The organism is Streptomyces hiroshimensis (assembly GCF_014650335.1).
Taxonomy (GTDB): Bacteria; Actinomycetota; Actinomycetes; order Streptomycetales; family Streptomycetaceae; genus Streptomyces; species Streptomyces hiroshimensis.
In genome coordinates, this window is the sequence record NZ_BMUT01000004.1 from 392,352 (window position 1) to 406,305 (window position 13,954).

The 13,954-nt window shown below is 67.2% G+C and carries 20 protein-coding genes; 1 reads left to right on the plus strand and 19 read right to left on the minus strand.

The features are described 5' to 3' along the window. Nucleotides 1–305: 305 nt before the first annotated feature. Nucleotides 306–2,432: a glycosyltransferase family 4 protein gene (locus IE241_RS12615; RefSeq protein WP_190021802.1), complete on the plus strand. Its 2,127-nt coding sequence runs from the start codon at nucleotides 306–308 to the stop codon at nucleotides 2,430–2,432. Nucleotides 2,433–2,512: 80 nt separating this feature from the next. Here the strand turns inward: IE241_RS12615 and truA are convergent, their stop codons facing one another. The 19 genes from truA to rplX form a co-directional block, all read right to left on the minus strand. Further along, complete coding sequence (gene truA / locus IE241_RS12620) at nucleotides 2,513–3,367, minus strand: tRNA pseudouridine(38-40) synthase TruA (RefSeq protein ID WP_190021803.1); 855 nt, start codon at nucleotides 3,365–3,367, stop codon at nucleotides 2,513–2,515. 79 nt (nucleotides 3,368–3,446) lie between these two features. Beyond that, on the minus strand, nucleotides 3,447–3,911 hold the full coding sequence (gene rplQ, locus IE241_RS12625; RefSeq protein WP_087927579.1) for a 50S ribosomal protein L17: 465 nt from the start codon (nucleotides 3,909–3,911) through the stop codon (nucleotides 3,447–3,449). A gap of 185 nt (nucleotides 3,912–4,096) precedes the next feature. Further along, nucleotides 4,097–5,119 (minus strand): DNA-directed RNA polymerase subunit alpha, encoded by a 1,023-nt coding sequence (locus IE241_RS12630; RefSeq protein ID WP_004946635.1) that lies wholly within the window; start codon nucleotides 5,117–5,119, stop codon nucleotides 4,097–4,099. 133 nt (nucleotides 5,120–5,252) lie between these two features. Beyond that, nucleotides 5,253–5,657, minus strand: coding sequence for a 30S ribosomal protein S11 (rpsK, locus tag IE241_RS12635; protein ID WP_003948617.1), 405 nt, complete (start codon nucleotides 5,655–5,657; stop codon nucleotides 5,253–5,255). A gap of 104 nt (nucleotides 5,658–5,761) precedes the next feature. Continuing rightward, nucleotides 5,762–6,142, minus strand: coding sequence for a 30S ribosomal protein S13 (rpsM, locus tag IE241_RS12640; protein WP_030368393.1), 381 nt, complete (start codon nucleotides 6,140–6,142; stop codon nucleotides 5,762–5,764). 177 nt (nucleotides 6,143–6,319) lie between these two features. Beyond that, entirely contained in the window at nucleotides 6,320–6,433 is a 114-nt protein-coding gene (gene rpmJ, locus IE241_RS12645; RefSeq protein ID WP_003956441.1) for a 50S ribosomal protein L36, read from the minus strand. A gap of 59 nt (nucleotides 6,434–6,492) precedes the next feature. Next, complete coding sequence (gene infA, locus IE241_RS12650; protein WP_003956442.1) at nucleotides 6,493–6,714, minus strand: translation initiation factor IF-1; 222 nt, start codon at nucleotides 6,712–6,714, stop codon at nucleotides 6,493–6,495. Nucleotides 6,715–6,877: 163 nt separating this feature from the next. Further along, nucleotides 6,878–7,714, minus strand: coding sequence for a type I methionyl aminopeptidase (gene map / locus IE241_RS12655; protein WP_168092747.1), 837 nt, complete (start codon nucleotides 7,712–7,714; stop codon nucleotides 6,878–6,880). 93 nt (nucleotides 7,715–7,807) lie between these two features. Beyond that, nucleotides 7,808–8,464, minus strand: a complete 657-nt coding sequence (locus IE241_RS12660; RefSeq protein ID WP_190021804.1) for an adenylate kinase — start codon at nucleotides 8,462–8,464, stop codon at nucleotides 7,808–7,810. Next, nucleotides 8,464–9,777 (minus strand): preprotein translocase subunit SecY, encoded by a 1,314-nt coding sequence (gene secY / locus IE241_RS12665; protein ID WP_190021805.1) that lies wholly within the window; start codon nucleotides 9,775–9,777, stop codon nucleotides 8,464–8,466. Before secY ends, IE241_RS12660 begins: the two co-directional genes overlap by 1 nt. Nucleotides 9,778–9,978: 201 nt before the next feature. Then, nucleotides 9,979–10,434 carry a 50S ribosomal protein L15 gene (gene rplO / locus IE241_RS12670; RefSeq protein WP_190021806.1) on the minus strand — a complete coding sequence of 152 codons (456 nt, stop codon included), beginning with the start codon at nucleotides 10,432–10,434 and terminating at the stop codon, nucleotides 9,979–9,981. Between the two features lies 1 nt (nucleotide 10,435). Continuing rightward, the gene (rpmD, locus tag IE241_RS12675; protein ID WP_087927574.1) at nucleotides 10,436–10,618 is read right to left on the minus strand and encodes a 50S ribosomal protein L30; all 183 of its coding nucleotides are present in this window, start codon (nucleotides 10,616–10,618) and stop codon (nucleotides 10,436–10,438) included. Beyond that, the gene (rpsE, locus tag IE241_RS12680; RefSeq protein WP_030368399.1) at nucleotides 10,618–11,220 is read right to left on the minus strand and encodes a 30S ribosomal protein S5; all 603 of its coding nucleotides are present in this window, start codon (nucleotides 11,218–11,220) and stop codon (nucleotides 10,618–10,620) included. Before rpsE ends, rpmD begins: the two co-directional genes overlap by 1 nt. Nucleotides 11,221–11,266: 46 nt before the next feature. Continuing rightward, nucleotides 11,267–11,650 (minus strand): 50S ribosomal protein L18, encoded by a 384-nt coding sequence (rplR, locus tag IE241_RS12685; protein WP_071964538.1) that lies wholly within the window; start codon nucleotides 11,648–11,650, stop codon nucleotides 11,267–11,269. Nucleotides 11,651–11,653: 3 nt separating this feature from the next. Beyond that, on the minus strand, nucleotides 11,654–12,193 hold the full coding sequence (gene rplF / locus IE241_RS12690; RefSeq protein WP_190021807.1) for a 50S ribosomal protein L6: 540 nt from the start codon (nucleotides 12,191–12,193) through the stop codon (nucleotides 11,654–11,656). Between the two features lie 22 nt (nucleotides 12,194–12,215). Beyond that, nucleotides 12,216–12,614: a 30S ribosomal protein S8 gene (gene rpsH / locus IE241_RS12695; RefSeq protein ID WP_190021808.1), complete on the minus strand. Its 399-nt coding sequence runs from the start codon at nucleotides 12,612–12,614 to the stop codon at nucleotides 12,216–12,218. A gap of 262 nt (nucleotides 12,615–12,876) precedes the next feature. Further along, entirely contained in the window at nucleotides 12,877–13,062 is a 186-nt protein-coding gene (locus IE241_RS12700) for a type Z 30S ribosomal protein S14 (protein WP_030368403.1), read from the minus strand. Nucleotides 13,063–13,067: 5 nt separating this feature from the next. After that, nucleotides 13,068–13,628, minus strand: coding sequence for a 50S ribosomal protein L5 (rplE, locus tag IE241_RS12705; protein ID WP_086567288.1), 561 nt, complete (start codon nucleotides 13,626–13,628; stop codon nucleotides 13,068–13,070). Then, the gene (gene rplX / locus IE241_RS12710) at nucleotides 13,628–13,951 is read right to left on the minus strand and encodes a 50S ribosomal protein L24 (protein ID WP_058046823.1); all 324 of its coding nucleotides are present in this window, start codon (nucleotides 13,949–13,951) and stop codon (nucleotides 13,628–13,630) included. The genes rplE and rplX overlap by 1 nt, the downstream gene beginning before the upstream one ends. Nucleotides 13,952–13,954 lie beyond the last annotated feature (3 nt).

Consider the following 13,954-nt stretch of genomic DNA (forward strand, 5'->3'; position numbering starts at 1 on the left):
ACAGTTCGCTCGCCGAACGCACGGGCGCACTCCGTCTGTCCACCCGGCGCGCGACCTGGAACACCCGGTCCGGGGTACCGTCGCCGTGCGCCCCGTCTTCGACCCGGAGAACGATCTCACCCTTGACGTAAGCGACGTGACTCAAGCCACAATGTAGCCTGCACAGGCAACCGAAACCCCTCCCAACGGTCTTAACCGACGGATCGGACCGGACCACCGAAGCTTCCGGCCGACAGGGGAGACCCGTACACCCAGGCCAGGGGGAAGGACGGACGCGCCGCCCGTAACGCCGCGCACACACCGCCATGAAGATCTCTTTCCTTTTGCAGAACGCCTACGGCATCGGCGGCACGATCCGCTCCACCTTCAACGTCGCCAGTGCGCTCGCCGCCCGGCACGACGTGGAGATCGTGTCCATCCACAGGACCGGTGGCACACCCAAGCTCCCCCTGCACCGCAAGGTGAAGCTGGTCCACCTCATCGACACCCGCGCCGAGACCGGCGCCGACCGGGACAACCCGCTCCTTGAGCAGGACAGCGCCCACATCCCGCCCGTCGAGGCCAAGGGCGCCCACTTCAGCGCCCTGACCGACAAGCGCGTCGCCGAGCACCTCGCCCGCACCGACGCCGACGTCGTCGTCGCCACCCGCCCCGGCCTCGTCATGTACCTGGCCGAATTCGGGCAGGAGCGCTATCTGCGGATCGGCCAGGAGCACCGGATCTACGGCACCCACGAGCCGAACATCCGCGCCGCCCAGGACCTCGCCATCCCGCACCTGGACGCCCACACCGCCGTCTCCGACGCCGACGCCGCGACGCACCGCGAGCAGTTCCCGGACGTCAAGACGAAGCTCATCGCGCTGCCCAACGGCGTCCCCGCCTCCGAGGTCGAGCCCTCCGACGGCAAGGCCAAGCTCGTCGTCGCCGCCGGCCGCCTCATCCCCGTCAAGCGCTACGACCTCCTCGTCAAGGCCTGGGAGACCGTCGCCGCCGCCCGCCCCGACTGGAAGCTGCGCATCTACGGCCGCGGCCCCCAGCAGGCGAAGCTGCGCGAGCAGATCGACCAGCTCGGCCTCACCGAGCACATCACCCTCATGGGCGCCCACTCCCCCATCGAGACCGAGTGGGCCAAGGGCTCCATCGCCGCCGTCACCTCCCGCGAGGAGTCCTTCGGCATGACGATCGTGGAGGCCATGAACTGCGGCGTCCCCGTCGTCGCCACCGACTGCCCGCACGGCCCCGGCGAGATCATCAAGGACGGCCACGACGGCCTCCTCGTCACCAACCTCGACAGCGACGCCATCGCCAAGGGCCTCCTCAAGCTCATCGAGGACGACGAGCTGCGGCGCACCATGGGCAAGAACGCCCTCGTCTCCGCCGAGCGCTACCACCCCGACGCCATCGCCCGCCGCTACGAGGAGCTCATCGAGAGCCTCGGCGGGGTCCGCGACGGCTCCGCCCCGGCAGCCGCCCCCGCGGGCTCCGGGACCGCCGAGCGCAAGCCCGCGCCCGTCCCGCTGACGAAGATGCTGCGCCGCACCGCCGGCAAGATCCTCCGCCCGCTGCGCCGCGGCGTCGCCAGGCCCTCCACCCCGCCGGTGAAGGCCGCGCTCAAGGAGATCGTCCGCAAGCCCCTGCGCTGCACCGCCTCCTGCCGCATCGACGCCGACGGCAACATCCTCGTCTCCGTCGACCGCAAGGGCCTCTCGGGCGAGAAGCTCTCCCTCACGGTCACCCGCCGCAAGGAGGGCAAGCCCGTCGCCGTGCCCCTGAAGGCACCGGTGGGCCCGAAGGACCCGTACACCGCCGTCCTCGACCGCAAGCAGCTGCGCCTGGGCGAGGGCCGCTGGGACCTCCACGTCGTCCGCGGCGACGACGGCGCCCGCCGCCGCGTCGTCTCCCACCTCGCCGAGGGCCGCGGCCTGGTCGAGCTGGAGCCGCTGCCCGGCGCCCCCTTCACCTGGTGGGTGCCCTACCCGACGGTCGACGGCTTCCTCGCCCTGCGCGCCTGGAACCGCCCCGTCCACGCCGAGGCCCGCCTCGTCCGCCAGGACGAGACCGCGCTCACGGTCGAAGGCACCCTGCACGGCGCCGAGTTCACCGACGGCGCCGAGCCGGTCCTCGTCGCCACCCCGCGCGCGGAGACCGCCGACCGGGTGACCGCCGAGGTCACCGCCGTCGACAGCACGACCTTCCGCGTGACCGTCCCCTACGCCGACCTGCGGCACGCCCGCGGCACGGGCGGGGGGAACGAGGAGAGCACAGTCTGGGACCTGGCCCTGCGCCTGACCCCGGACGGCGAGCCGGTCAAGGTGGCCCGCCTCGTCGGCGACATCGTCGACCGCAACAAGACGGACCTGTACCCGAAGGTCGACGGCATCAAGCCGTACTTCACGGTCAACAGCGACCTGGCGATCAGCTGCCCGGCCTGAAAACCCCATCGCCGGACGGCCCTGTAACAACAGAGCCGTCCGGCGATTGAGGACCGGGGTCCGGGGCAGAGCCCCGATCTCTAGCAGCAACCCGCTCCGGGCAGCGTCCTCTTGTTCCGCGCCGCCAAGTTCCGCGCCGCCAGCTCGGAGTCGGCCGGATAGCCGACCTCCTCCAGGGTGAGCCCGTGCGGACGCACCACGTGCACGGCCGAATCGCGCACCCGCGCGGCCAGCACCTTGCCCGGCCAGTCCACCGGCCGGTGCCCGTCACCGACGAACAGCAGCGCGCCCACCAGCGACCGCACCATGTTGTGGCAGAACGCGTCCGCCTTCACCGTCGCCGTGATGACGCCGGAGGCATCCCGCTCCCAGCTCAGCTGCTGCAGCGTACGAATCGTCGTCGCGCCCTCGCGCCGCTTGCAGTAGGCGGCGAAATCGTGCTCGCCGATCAGCGCCTTCGAGGCCGCGTTCATCGCATCGACGTCCAACGGCCAGTCGTGCCACAGCACATGACCGCGCAACAGCGGATCGACACCACCGTGATGGTCCGTCACCCGGTAGGCGTAGCGCCGCCAGATCGCGGAGAAGCGCGCATTGAACCCGGCCGGCGCCTCGGCGACCTTCCACACCCGTACGTCGTGCGACAGCCGCCCCGCCAGCCGGCGCAGCAGCTTCTCCTCGTGCTCGGCCCACACCTCGGCCGGCAGGTCGACGTGCGCGACCTGGCCCCGGGCGTGCACTCCGGAGTCGGTACGGCCCGCGACCGTCAGCTCGTACGTCTCCTTGGACCGCGTCACGGTCCGGATCGCGGCCTCCAGCTCGCCCTGCACCGTGCGCTGGCCCTCGCGCTGCTTGGCCCAGCCGGAGAAGTCCTTGCCGTCGTACGACAGGTCCAGCCGCACCCGTACGTAACCGGGTGCCACCTCGTCACTCACCAGGTGTTCCTCTCAGAAATGCGGGACGGGCCCGCCCCCGGAAAAGGGGCGGGCCCGTCACTGACACGCATCAGCGTCGTCAGGCGTCCTTCGACTCCTCGGCCGGAGCCTCGGCAGCAGCCTCGGACTCCTTGACCGCACGCTTGGTGGCGGCCTCGGCCTCGGCGACGGTCGCCTTCTTGGCGATCTCGCCCTCGACCAGCTCGATCACGGCCATGGGCGCGTTGTCGCCACGGCGGTTACCGATCTTGGTGATACGGGTGTAGCCACCCGGACGCTCGGCGAAGCGCGGAGCGATCTCGGTGAAGAGCACGTGCACGATGCTCTTGTCCGTGATCGTCTGCAGCACCTGGCGACGGTTGTGGATGTCGCCCTTCTTCGCCTTGGTGATCAGGCGCTCGGCGACCGGACGCAGGCGGCGGGCCTTGGCCTCGGTCGTCGTGATGCGGCCGTGCTCGAAGAGCGACTTGGCGAGGTTCGCCAGCATCAGCTTCTCGTGCGCGGCACCGCCGCCCAGACGGGCACCCTTGGTGGGACGCGGCATGGTGTTTCTCCTAGGTGTCTGCCCCGGCCGTATCAGGTACCGGGGTCAGTATCCGAGCAGGCGGTTGCCTGTCGGAGATCCGAGGCTGCGCCCCGGAGGGTCCGCGCCCCGTAAGGGGCGCGGGGAACTGCGCGACCAGCCGAAGCGGACCCGCAGCCGAGATCAGACCGTAAAGGCCCGAGCTCTTAGTACTGCTCGGTCTCGACGAAACCGGCGTCCGCGTCGTCGTCCGCGCCAAAGGCGTCGGCCGCAGCGGTCGGGTCGAATCCGGGCGGGCTGTCCTTGAGGGCCAGGCCCATGCCGGCCAGCTTCGCCTTGACCTCGTCGATCGACTTCGCACCGAAGTTGCGGATGTCGAGCAGGTCGGCCTCGGAGCGGGCGACGAGCTCACCCACGGAGTGGATGCCCTCGCGCTTGAGGCAGTTGTACGACCGAACGGTGAGCTCAAGCTCCTCGATCGGCAGCGCCAGGTCGGCGGCCAGGGCGGCGTCCGTCGGGGACGGGCCCATGTCGATGCCCTCGGCGTCGATGTTGAGCTCACGGGCCAGACCGAACAGCTCGACCAGGGTCTTACCGGCGGACGCCATGGCGTCGCGCGGGCGCATGGCCTGCTTGGTCTCGACGTCGACGATCAGCTTGTCGAAGTCGGTGCGCTGCTCGACTCGGGTCGCCTCGACCTTGTAGGTGACCTTGAGAACCGGCGAGTAGATGGAGTCGACCGGGATACGGCCGATCTCCTGGCCCACCTGCTTGTTCTGGACGGCGGAGACGTAGCCGCGACCGCGCTCGACGGTCAGCTCCATCTCCAGCTTGCCCTTGGCGTTCAGGGTCGCCAGGACCAGGTCGGGGTTGTGCACCTCGACGCCGGCCGGCGGGGCGATGTCGGCGGCGGTGACCAGACCCGGGCCCTGCTTGCGCAGGTACATCACGACCGGCTCGTCGTGCTCCGAGGAGACGACCAGCTGCTTGATGTTCAGGATGAGGTCGGTGACGTCCTCCTTGACGCCCGGCACGGTGGTGAACTCGTGCAGGACACCGTCGATGCGGATGGACGTGACCGCCGCACCCGGGATCGAGGAGAGGAGCGTACGACGCAGGGAGTTGCCGAGGGTGTAGCCGAAGCCCGGCTCCAGCGGCTCGATCACGAACCGCGAGCGGAACTCGTCGACGACCTCTTCGGTCAGCGAGGGGCGCTGAGCGATCAGCATGCGATGAATCCTTCAGTCATGGACACCCACTATTTGATGTCCCGAGGTATGACAAGGGTACGGGCGGCACGGCCCCCCGCAAGGGAAGCCGTACCGCCCAGACCCTCAAGGCAGCAGCCGAAGCCGCGCCGCGTCAGACGCGACGACGCTTCGGGGGGCGGCAGCCGTTGTGCGGGGTCGGGGTGACGTCCTGGATGGAGCCAACCTCGAGGCCGGTCGCCTGGAGCGAACGGATGGCGGTCTCACGACCGGAGCCCGGGCCCTTGACGAAGACGTCGACCTTGCGCATGCCGTGCTCCTGCGCGCGACGCGCGGCCGACTCGGCGGCCATCTGCGCGGCGAACGGGGTGGACTTGCGCGAGCCCTTGAAGCCGACGTGGCCGGCGGAGGCCCAGGAGATCACGTTGCCGGTCGGGTCCGTGATGGACACGATCGTGTTGTTGAACGTGCTCTTGATGTGCGCGTGGCCGTGAGCGACGTTCTTCTTTTCCTTGCGGCGCACCTTCTTGGCAGCGCCCTGACGACCCTTGGGGGGCATGTCTTACTCCTGATGGAGGGAGGTGGTCGGTCCTACAGCGAAGACCGCTGGAATGCGGCCGACCCGGGGGTTGCCCCCCGGAGCACCGCAGCGTCCGCTGTGGACTACTTCTTGCCCGGCTTCTTCTTGCCGGCGATGGCGCGACGCGGGCCCTTGCGGGTACGAGCGTTCGTGCTGGTGCGCTGACCGTGGACCGGCAGGCCGCGGCGGTGACGCAGACCCTGGTAGCAGCCGATCTCGACCTTGCGGCGGATGTCGGCCTGGATCTCGCGACGGAGGTCACCCTCGGTCTTGAGGTTGGCGTCCACGTACTCGCGGATCTTGACCAGGTCCTCTTCGGGAAGGTCACGAACGCGGGTGTTCGGGTTCACACCGGTGGCGGCGAGGGTCGCCTGCGACTGGGTGCGGCCGATACCGAAGACGTAGGTGAGTGCAACCTCCACGCGCTTGTCGCGCGGGATGTCAACACCGGAAACGCGTGCCATTCAATGGCTCCAGATGTTCTCGGGGGTCTGACACAGAACCGGTCCCGGCCGCCGTACTAGGTACGTTCCGGGTCCCCGGCCCCCGCCGGAGGTGTCGCCAGTGATCACTGGACGGGTTCTGCGTATGTACGTTTTTGCTCGCGTCGCGCGAAGAATCTGCGAAGTGCAGGTTCTGCGTCAGCCCTGGCGCTGCTTGTGGCGCAGGTTGTCGCAGATGACCATGACCCGGCCGTGGCGGCGGATCACCTTGCACTTGTCGCAGATCTTCTTGACGCTCGGCTTGACCTTCATGGGTGTGAGGTTCTCCGGGTCAGTGCCGTCACCCCGTACGAGCGGGGCGGCGACAAGATCTACTTGTAGCGGTAGACGATCCGGCCACGCGTCAGGTCGTAGGGAGAGAGCTCCACGACGACCCGGTCATCCGGAAGGATGCGGATGTAGTGCATCCGCATCTTGCCGCTGATGTGCGCGAGGACCTTGTGACCGTTCTGGAGCTCCACCTTGAACATTGCGTTCGGCAGAGACTCGATCACGGTGCCCTCGATCTCGATGGCACCTTGCTTCTTGGCCACGCTTCGCCTTTCGAATCGGCTACCTTGATCAACTCTCGTATGTGCGTGCCATCGGTACGAAGGCATGCGGATACACGAGAGCCGACGCGTCAGTCTACGTCAGGGCAACCCGAAAGACTAATCCAGGGGTGACTGCCCAGCCGCAGTGATCCTTAAGCGGACGTCACGCGAGGGGGTCCGGAGCCGCCGTCACGCCGTATTCCGCCAGCTTCGCCTTGCCGCCGTCCACGGCCGTCAGCACGAGCGGGCCTTCCTCCGTCAGGGCGACGGAGTGTTCCCAGTGGGAGGACCAGGACATGTCGTCCGTGAGGACCGTCCAGTCGTCCTCCAGGACGTGCGTACGGGCCGTGCCGAGGCTGACCATGGGCTCGATGGCGATGCAGAAGCCCGGGACGAGCTTGGGGCCCTTGCCGCGCTTGCGCGAGACGTAGTTCAGCAGGTGGGGGTCCATGTGCATCTCGGAGCCGATGCCGTGGCCGCCGTAGTCCTCGATGATCCCGTACTTCCCGGAGGCCGGGCGGGGCTGGCGGCGGATGTAGCCCTCGATGGCCCGGGAGATGTCCACCAGGCGGTTGCCGTTCTTCACGGCGGCGATGCCGGCCCACATGGACTCCTCGGTCACCCGGGAGAGCTCCAGCAGCTCCGGAGCGTGACCGGTGCCCACGAAGGCCGTGAAGGCGGCGTCACCGTGCCAGCCGTCGATGATGGCGCCGGCGTCGATGGAGATGATGTCGCCGTCCTTCAGGACGGTCTTGGTGTCCGGGATGCCGTGGACGACGACCTCGTTCACCGAGGTGCAGATCGTGGCGGGGAAGCCGCCGTACCCGAGGAAGTTCGACTTCGCGCCGTGCTCGGCGATCACCTTGCGGGCGACGTCGTCCAGGTCCTTGGTCGTGGCACCCGGCACGGCCGCCTCACGGGTGGCCGCGTGCACGGCGGCGACGACCAGGCCGGCCTCGCGCATCTTCGCGATCTGCTCGGCGGTCTTGATCTCGACCATGGGATGCCTTCCTGGGTCTTGCGGTCAAAATGCTCAAACAAACACTACGGCCGCGGTCCCCCGAAGGGCACCGCGGCCGTAGGACAGGCCATGTCAGGCGTCTTCGCGCTCCAGCGCGGCCATCGCCCGCTCCGTCACCTCGGCGACCTTGCCGAGGGCCGAGATCGTCACCACGAGGCCCTGGGCCTTGTAGTAGTCGATGATCGGCTCGGTCTCGCTGTGGTAGACCTCCAGCCGGCGGCGGACGGTCTCCTCGCTGTCGTCCTCGCGCTGGTACAGCTCGCCACCGCACGCATCGCACACACCCTCGGTCTTCGGGGGGTTGTAGATCACGTGGAAGATGTGGCTGCTGTCCTTGCGGCACATCCGGCGGCCGGCGATCCGCTTGACGACCTCGTCCTCCGGGACCTCCAGGTCCAGGACGCCGTCCAGCTTGAGGCCGTCGGCCTTGAGGATGGCGTCCAGCGCCTCGGCCTGGGCCAGGTTGCGCGGGAAGCCGTCCAGGAGGAAGCCGCCGGCGGCGTCCGCCTGGTCCATGCGGTCCTTGGCCATGCCGATGGTGACCTCGTCCGGCACGAGCTGGCCGGCCCGCATGTACTCCTGGGCCTTCTGGCCCAGGGGCGTGCCCTGGCTGATGTTCGCCCGGAAAAGGTCGCCCGTCGAGATGTGCGGGATCGCGAGGTTCTTGGCGAGGTACGCGGCCTGCGTACCCTTGCCGGCGCCGGGCGGCCCGACGAGGACGATTCGCATCAGCGGAGGAACCCTTCGTAGTTGCGCTGCTGAAGCTGGCTCTCGATCTGCTTCACAGTCTCCAGACCGACACCCACGATGATCAGGATGCTGGTTCCCCCGAACGGGAAGTTCTGGTTTGCGTTGAGTGTGACCAGTGCCACCGTGGGCACCAGGGCGATCAGGCCCAGGTAGAGAGAGCCCGGCCACGTGATGCGATTCAGCACGTAGCTCAGGTACTCCGCGGTGGGACGACCCGCCCGGATGCCCGGGATGAACCCACCATACTTCTTCATGTTGTCGGCAACTTCTTCGGGGTTGAAGGAGATGGCGACGTAGAAGAAGGCGAAGAAAACGATCAGCAGGAAGTAGGTGGCCATGTAGATCGGGTGGTCACCCTTGACCAGGTTGGCGTTGATCCAGTTCGCCCAGCCCGCCTTGGAGCCGGTGAACTGCACGAGCAGCGCCGGAATGTAGAGCAGCGACGAGGCGAAGATGACGGGGATGACGCCCGCCTGGTTCACCTTGAGCGGGATGTAGGTGGACGTACCGCCGTAGGACCGGCGGCCGATCATGCGCTTGGCGTACTGCACGGGGATCCGGCGCTGGGCCTGCTCGACGAAGACGACGAGCGCGACCATCGCCAGGCCGCACAGGATGACCAGCGAGAACTCCAGCCAGCCGCCCATCAGGGTGCCCTGGAGCTTGATCGCCCAGAGGGCGCTCGGGAAGCCGGCGGCGATGGAGGTGAACATCAGGATCGACATGCCGTTGCCGATGCCGCGGTCGGTGATGAGCTCACCGAGCCACATGATCAGCGCGGTGCCGGCGGTCATGGTGACGACCATGACGACGGTGGTGAAGATCGACTGGTTGGGAACGATCTGGTTCCCGACGGTGCAGCCCCCGAACAAGGCACCGCTGCGGGCCGTGGCGACCAGGCCGGTGCCCTGAAGGATCGCAAGAGCCACGGTCAGATAGCGCGTGTACTGCGTGATCTTCGCCTGTCCCGACTGCCCCTCCTTCTTGAGGGCTTCCAGCCGTGGAATGACGACGGTCAGGAGCTGCAGGATGATGCTCGCCGTGATGTACGGCATGATCCCGAGCGCGAAGATCGTGATCTGCAGCAGCGCGCCACCACTGAACATGTTCACGAGGCCGAAGAGGCCCTGACCGCTCTTGGTCTGGTCCATGCACATCTGGACATTGCGGTAGTCGACTCCCGGCACCGGTACATGCGCACCGAGTCGGAAGAGCACCATGATGCCCAGCGTGAACAGCAGCTTCTTGCGCAGGTCGGGCGTCTTGAACGCCCGGGCGAACGCGGTGAGCACGGTGCCTCCTGCGCCTCTCACGCAGCCCGCGAGAGGTGACGGTCTTGAGGATCGACGAATACTTATCAGTCAAAATCCGCGCGGACACAGGCCGCGCGGAGGTTAACAGTGCACGCCACCTTACCGGCGACCGTGCCCCCCTTGGAACGACCAACCGGGGATGCCCCTTTTGGGACATCCCCGGTTGTCAGTTCAACGAGCTCAGACGAGCTCGGTGACGGTGCCGCCGGCAGCGGCAATCTTCTCCTTGGCGGAGGCGGAAACGGCGTCAACCGAAACCTGCAGCGCCACGGAGATCTCGCCCTGGCCCAGGACCTTGACGAGCTGGTTCTTACGAACCGCACCCTTGGCGACCAGATCGGCCACCGTGACCTCGCCACCCTGCGGGTAGAGCGCGGCCAGCTTGTCCAGGTTCACGACCTGGAACTCGGTGCGGAACGGGTTCTTGAAGCCCTTGAGCTTCGGCAGGCGCATGTGGAGGGGCATCTGCCCACCCTCGAAGCGCTGCGGAACCTGGTAACGGGCCTTGGTGCCCTTGGTACCACGACCTGCGGTCTTACCCTTGGACGCCTCACCACGACCCACACGGGTCTTGGCGGTCTTGGCGCCCGGGGCAGGACGGAGGTTGTGGACCTTCAGCGGGTTCTGCTCCGCCATGTCAGTCGACCTCCTCAACCGTCACGAGGTGGCGGACGGTCTGCACCATGCCGCGGATCTCGGGACGGTCCTCCTTGACAACCACGTCGTTCAGGCGCTTGAGCCCGAGCGAACGAAGGGTGTCGCGGTGGTTCTGCTTGCTACCGATGTAGGACTTGACCTGCGTGACCTTGAGGCGAGCCATTACGCACCCGCCCCTGCACGCGCCCGCAGCAGAGCGGCGGGAGCAACGTCCTCCAGCGGCAGGCCACGACGGGCGGCGATCTCCTCGGGACGGGAGAGTCCCTGGAGGGCCGTCACCGTGGCGTGCACGATGTTGATCGGGTTCGAAGAACCGAGCGACTTCGACAGAATGTCGTGAACGCCGGCGCACTCGAGCACGGCACGCACCGGGCCACCGGCGATAACACCGGTACCGGGGGAAGCCGGCTTGAGCAGGACGACGCCCGCGGCCTTCTCGCCCTGGATCGGGTGCGGGATGGTGCCCTGGATACGGGGGACCTTGAAGAAGTTCTTCTTGGCCTCTTCCACGCCCTTGGCGATGGCAGCCGGAACTTCCTTGGCCTTGCCGTAACCGACACCCACGGTGCCGTCACCGTCACCCACCACGACGAGCGCGGTGAAGCTGAAGCGACGACCACCCTTGACAACCTTGGCGACGCGGTTGATCGCGACTACGCGCTCAACGTACGCGGTCTTCTCGGCGGCAGCGCCACCGTCGCGACCCTTCCGGTCCCGCCGCTCGCCGCCACCGGCACCGCTTCCGCGGCGCTGGGGTCCAGCCATTGGATTTACCTCTCTCTGTTACGTCCGCTAGCTCCGGAACCGGGGCTTAGAACTTCAGCCCGGCTTCGCGGGCGGCGTCCGCCAGAGCGGCAATGCGCCCGGCGTACTGGTTGCCACCGCGGTCGAACACGACAGCCTCGACGCCGGCGGCCTTGGCACGCTCGGCGACCAGGGCGCCCACCTTGGTGGCCTGGGCGCTCTTGTCGCCCTCGCCACCGCGGATCGACGCGTCCAGGTGGGACGCCGACGCCAGGGTGTGGCCCTTGAGGTCGTCGATCACCTGGGCGGTGATGCCACGGTTCGAGCGCGTCACGACCAGGCGCGGACGCTCGGCCGTACCCGACATGTTCTTGCGGATGCGGATGTGGCGGCGGGCCTTGGCGGCGCGCTTGTACGCGTCACCCTTGGCGATCTTCACACCGTATGCCATGGCTTACTTACCAGCCTTTCCGACCTTGCGGCGGATGACCTCACCCGCGTACTTCACGCCCTTGGCCTTGTAGGGGTCGGGCTTGCGAAGCTTGCGGATGTTGGCGGCAACCTCGCCGACCTTCTGCTTGTCGATGCCCTCGACACTGAGCTTCGTGGGCGACTCGACCTTGAAGGTGATGCCCTCGGGGGCCTCGATCAGGATCGGGTGGCTGTAGCCCAGGGCGAACTCCAGGTTGGAGCCCTTCGCCTGGACGCGGTAACCGACACCGCTGATCTCAAGAGCCTTGCTGTAGCCCTGGGTCACGCCGGTGATCATGTTCGCCACCAGCGTGCGGGACAGGCCGTGCAGGGCCTTGTTCTGACGCTCGTCGTTCGGACGAGAGACGACAAGGGTGCCGTCCTCGGCCTTAGCGATCTCGATGGGCGCGGCAACGGCGTGCGTGAGGGAACCCTTGGGGCCCTTCACGTGGACCGTACGGCCATCGATGGTGACGTCCACACCAGCGGGAACCTGGATGGGCAGCCGTCCAATACGCGACATTGGCTATTCCTCCGTTCCCTGGTTACCAGACGTAGGCGAGGACTTCCCCACCCACGCCCTTCTTGCTGGCCTGCTGGCCGGTCAGGAGACCGTAGGACGTGGAGATGATCGCCACGCCCAGGCCGCCGAGGACCTTCGGCAGGTTGGTGGACTTTGCGTAGACCCGCAGGCCCGGCTTCGAAATCCGCTTGATACCCGCAATGGAGCGCTCGCGGTTCGGACCGAACTTCAGGTCGATGACGAGGCTCTTGCCGACCTCGGCGTCCTCGACCTTCCAGCCGGCGATGTAGCCCTCCTGCTGCAGGATCTCGGCGATGTGCGCCTTGATCTTGCTGTGGGGCATGGCCACGGAGTCGTGGTAAGCCGAGTTCGCGTTCCGCAGACGGGTCAGCATGTCTGCGATCGGATCGGTCATGGTCATGTTTGGCCTTCGGCCTCTCTCGCCGGGGTTTCCTATGTGCGCCATCCCTCTCCCCGAACTGGGTCGGGGCGGGTGCGGCGCGGGGACCTACGGCGTAGTAAGACGGTCATGGGCGGCGGGCACCCAACCCTTCAACTCTACGCGAGTGAAGGATCGGGCCCCACCGTCCTTGATGCTTACCGAGAGCCCTGGTCAACCCACCGAAAATGCCGCCGTTCGCCAGAACGCCCTTGAGGGGCGGTGGTTGGGCGACGGGTGGGTGTTACCAGGAGCTCTTGGTCACGCCCGGCAGCTCGCCACGGTGAGCCATCTCACGAAGGCACACGCGGCAGAGGCCGAACTTACGGTAAACGGAGTGCGGGCGGCCGCAGCGCTGGCAGCGGGTGTACGCGCGCACACCGAACTTCGGCTTGCGAGCAGCCTTGGCAATAAGAGACTTCTTCGCCATCTCGCTTACGCCTCCTTGAACGGGAAGCCGAGGTGACGAAGGAGGGCGCGGCCCTCGTCGTCGTTGGTCGCCGTGGTCACCACGGTGATGTCCATACCCCGGACGCGGTCGATCTTGTCCTGGTCGATCTCGTGGAACATGACCTGCTCCGTGAGACCGAAGGTGTAGTTGCCCCGACCATCGAACTGCTTCGGGGACAGACCACGGAAGTCGCGGATGCGCGGAAGCGCGAGCGACAGGGTGCGGTCCAGGAACTCCCACATGCGGTCACCACGGAGGGTGACGTGGGCGCCGATCGGCTGGCCCTCACGCAGCTTGAACTGCGCGATGGACTTGCGAGCCTTGGTGACGGCGGGCTTCTGGCCCGTGATCGTGGTGAGGTCGCGGATGGCGCCCTCGATCAGCTTGGAGTCGCGGGCGGCGTCGCCCACACCCATGTTGACCACGATCTTGGTGAGGCCGGGAACCTGCATGATGTTCTCGTAGGAGAACTCCTCACGCAGCTTGCCGACGATCTCTTCGCGGTAGCGCAGCTTGAGACGCGGCGCGTTGGTGGTGGCAGTCATCAGATGTCCTCACCGGTGCGCTTGGCAACGCGGATCTTGTTGCCGTTGTCGTCGAAGCGGTAACCGACGCGGGTGACGACCTTCTTGCCGTCCTTCTCCACGATGAGCTGAACGTTGCTCACGTGGATCGGGGCCTCGGTCGTGACGATGCCACCGGTCTTGGAACCACGGGCGGTCTGGCCGGCCTTGGTGTGCTTCTTGACCCGGTTGACACCCTCGACGAGAACACGGTCCTCAGCGGGGAAGGCCTGGATGACCTTGCCCTGCTTGCCCTTGTCCTTACCGGTGATGACCTGGACCAGGTCGCCCTTCTTGATCTTCATCGG

Excerpts from the sequence above, each read along its gene's own strand:
- rplF (WP_190021807.1), bottom strand. The coding sequence starts at position 12,193 with ATGTCGCGTATTGGACGGCTGCCCATCCAGGTTCCCGCTGGTGTGGAC.
- rpsM (WP_030368393.1), bottom strand. The coding sequence starts at position 6,142 with ATGGCACGCGTTTCCGGTGTTGACATCCCGCGCGACAAGCGCGTGGAG.
- IE241_RS12615 (WP_190021802.1), top strand. The coding sequence starts at position 306 with ATGAAGATCTCTTTCCTTTTGCAGAACGCCTACGGCATCGGCGGCACG.
- rplQ (WP_087927579.1), bottom strand. The coding sequence starts at position 3,911 with ATGCCGCGTCCCACCAAGGGTGCCCGTCTGGGCGGCGGTGCCGCGCAC.
- rplX (WP_058046823.1), bottom strand. The coding sequence starts at position 13,951 with ATGAAGATCAAGAAGGGCGACCTGGTCCAGGTCATCACCGGTAAGGAC.
- rpmD (WP_087927574.1), bottom strand. The coding sequence starts at position 10,618 with ATGGCTCGCCTCAAGGTCACGCAGGTCAAGTCCTACATCGGTAGCAAG.
- rpmJ (WP_003956441.1), bottom strand. The coding sequence starts at position 6,433 with ATGAAGGTCAAGCCGAGCGTCAAGAAGATCTGCGACAAGTGCAAGGTG.
- rpsH (WP_190021808.1), bottom strand. The coding sequence starts at position 12,614 with ATGACCATGACCGATCCGATCGCAGACATGCTGACCCGTCTGCGGAAC.
- rplE (WP_086567288.1), bottom strand. The coding sequence starts at position 13,628 with ATGACTGCCACCACCAACGCGCCGCGTCTCAAGCTGCGCTACCGCGAA.
- IE241_RS12700 (WP_030368403.1), bottom strand. The coding sequence starts at position 13,062 with ATGGCGAAGAAGTCTCTTATTGCCAAGGCTGCTCGCAAGCCGAAGTTC.
- rplR (WP_071964538.1), bottom strand. The coding sequence starts at position 11,650 with ATGGCATACGGTGTGAAGATCGCCAAGGGTGACGCGTACAAGCGCGCC.
- IE241_RS12630 (WP_004946635.1), bottom strand. The coding sequence starts at position 5,119 with ATGCTGATCGCTCAGCGCCCCTCGCTGACCGAAGAGGTCGTCGACGAG.
- IE241_RS12660 (WP_190021804.1), bottom strand. The coding sequence starts at position 8,464 with ATGCGAATCGTCCTCGTCGGGCCGCCCGGCGCCGGCAAGGGTACGCAG.
- map (WP_168092747.1), bottom strand. The coding sequence starts at position 7,714 with ATGGTCGAGATCAAGACCGCCGAGCAGATCGCGAAGATGCGCGAGGCC.
- rplO (WP_190021806.1), bottom strand. The coding sequence starts at position 10,434 with ATGGCGGAGCAGAACCCGCTGAAGGTCCACAACCTCCGTCCTGCCCCG.
- rpsK (WP_003948617.1), bottom strand. The coding sequence starts at position 5,657 with ATGCCCCCCAAGGGTCGTCAGGGCGCTGCCAAGAAGGTGCGCCGCAAG.
- rpsE (WP_030368399.1), bottom strand. The coding sequence starts at position 11,220 with ATGGCTGGACCCCAGCGCCGCGGAAGCGGTGCCGGTGGCGGCGAGCGG.